The organism is Vallitalea longa (genome assembly GCF_027923465.1).
Taxonomy (GTDB): Bacteria; Bacillota; Clostridia; order Lachnospirales; family Vallitaleaceae; genus Vallitalea; species Vallitalea longa.
Map to the genome: position 1 here is coordinate 1 of NZ_BRLB01000038.1, position 2921 is coordinate 2921.

Annotated in this window: 1 protein-coding gene; it reads left to right on the forward strand. The window is 32.6% G+C overall.

Annotation, left to right across the window (positions count from 1 at the left end):
- Positions 1 to 2921, forward strand: a 2921-nt coding sequence (locus tag QMG30_RS24680) for a hypothetical protein (protein ID WP_281819892.1), incomplete at both ends; no start/stop codon positions are given.

Here is a 2921-nt window from a genome sequence, read left to right on the forward strand (position 1 = left end):
AAAATAGTCCAGAAACAACAGATTATAATGCAGTAATAAAAGATCAGTATGGAAATGTACTGAATAAAGATGTAAGTTGGTCGTTAAAAACACCAGCAAATGGAGTAAGTATAAATCCAGAGACTGGTTTATTACAAATAACCAACCAGGCAAATGCAGGAATAGTAATAGTAATGGCATCTAGTAATGGAATGACTGAAGAAAAAACAGTAACAATAGAAAAAACAGAGGCAGAAGTAACAAATATAATAATTAATGGTGAAAGTATAATAAATGTACCAACAGAAATAACAAGTCCAAATGAAACAGAATATAAAGGTATAGTAAAAGACCAATACGGAAATGTTATGGATAAAAATATAAGTTGGTCATTAAAGACACCTGTAACAGGAGTAAGTATAAATCTAGAAACAGGGTTATTGGAAGTAACCAACCAAGCGGATGCAGGAACAGTTATAGTAGTTGCATCTAGTGATGGAATGCAACAAGAAAAACCAGTAAAAATAGAAAAAGCAGAAATAGAAGTAACAAATATCATTATAGATGGAGTTAGCAGTATAAATGTGCCAACAGAAATAACAAGTCCAAATGAAACAGAGTATAAAGGTATAGTAAAAGATCAATACGGAAATGTAATGGATAAAAATATAAGTTGGTCATTAAAAACACCAGTACCAGGAGTAAATATAAATCTAGAAACAGGGTTATTGGAAGTAACTAACCAGGCAGATGCATCAACAGTTACAGTAGTAGCATCTAGCAATGGAGTGCAACAAGAAAAACAAGTAGCAATAGAAAAAGCAGAATCAGAAGTAACAAATATAATAATTAATGGTGAAAGTATCATAAATGTGCCAACAGAAATAACAAGTCCAAATGAAACAGAATATAAAGGTATAGTAAAAGACCAATACGGAAATGTTATGGATAAAAATACAAGTTGGTCATTAAAGACACCAGTAACAGGAGTAAGTATAAATACAGAAACAGGGTTATTGGAAGTAACCAACCAAGCAAATGCAGGAACAGTTACAGTAGTGGTATCTAGTAATGGAGTGCAACAAGAGAAACAAGTAGCAATAGAAAAAACAGAACCAGAAGTAACAAATATCATTATAGATGGAGTTAGCAGTATAAATGTACCAACCCAAAAGAATAGTCCAGAAACAATTGATTATAATGCAGTAATAAAAGATCAGTATGGAAATGTAATGGATAAAGATGTAAGTTGGTCATTAAAGATACCAGTAACAGGAGTAAGTATAAATTCGATAACAGGGTTACTGGAAGTAACTAACCAAGCGGATGCAGGAACCGTTGTAGTAATGGCATCTAGTAATGGAATGACTGAAGAAAAAACAGTAACAATAGAAAAAACAGAGCCAGAAGTAACAAATATAATAATTAATGGTGAAAGTATAATAAATGTACCAACAGAAATAACAAGTCCCAAGGAAACAGAGTATAAAGGTATAATAAAAGACCAATACGGAAATGTAATGGATGAAAATATAAGTTGGTCATTAAAAGCACCAGTACCAGGAGTAAGTATAAATCCTATAACAGGGTTATTGGAAGTAACCAACCAAGCAGATGCAGGAACAGTTACAGTAGTAGCATCTAGCAATGGAATACATGAAGAAAAAATCGTAACAATAGAAAAAGCAGAACCAGAAGTAACAAATATCATTATAGATGGAGTTAGCAGTATAAATGTACCAACCCAAAAGAATAGTCCAGAAACAATTGATTATAATGCAGTAATAAAAGATCAGTACGGAAATGTAATGGATGAAAATATAAGTTGGTCAATAAAGATACCAGTACCAGGAGTAAGTATAAATCCGATAACAGGGTTATTGGAAGTAACCAACCAAGCGGATGCAGGAACAGTTATAGTAGTTGCATCTAGTGATGGAATACAGGAAGAAAAAATCGTAACAATAGAAAAAACAGAACCAGAAGTAACATATATAACAATTAATGGTGAAAGTACAATAGATGTACCAATCCAAAAGAATAGTCCAGAAACAACTGATTATAATGCAGTAATAAAAGACCAATACGGAAATGTGATGGATGAAAATATAAGTTGGTCATTAAAAACACCTGTAACAGGAGTAAGTATAAATCTAGAAACAGGGTTATTGGAAGTAACCAACCAAGCGGATGCAGGAACAGTTATAGTAGTTGCATCTAGTGATGGAATACAGGAAGAAAAAATCGTAACAATAGAAAAAGCAGAACTAGAAGTAACAAATATAATAATTAATGGTGAAAGTATAATAAATGTACCAACAGAAATAACAAGTCCAAATGAAACAGAGTATAAAGGTATAGTAAAAGACCAATACGGAAATGTAATGGATGAAAATATAAGTTGGTCATTAAAAGCACCAGTACCAGGAGTAAGTATAAATCCTATAACAGGGTTATTGGAAGTAACCAACCAAGCAGATGCAGGAACAGTTACAGTAGTAGCATCAAGCAATGGAATGCATGAAGAAAAAATCGTAACAATAGAAAAAGCAGAACCAGAAGTAACAAATATCATCATAGATGGAGCTGACAATATAAATGTGCCAACAGAAATAACAAGTCCAAATGAAACAGAGTATAAAGGTATAGTAAAAGACCAATACGGAAATGTGATGGATGAAGATATAAGTTGGTCATTAAAAACACCAGTACCAGGAGTAAGTATAAATCCGGAGACTGGAATATTACTAGTAACCAACCAGGCACATGCAGGAACAATTATAGTAGTGGCATCTAGCGATGGAATGGAGGAAGGAAAAAACGTAACAATAGATAAAGCAGAACCAGAAGTAACATATATAACAATTAATGGTGAAAGTACAATAGATGTACCAACCCAAAAGAATAGTCCAGAAACAACTGATTATAATGCAGTAATAAAA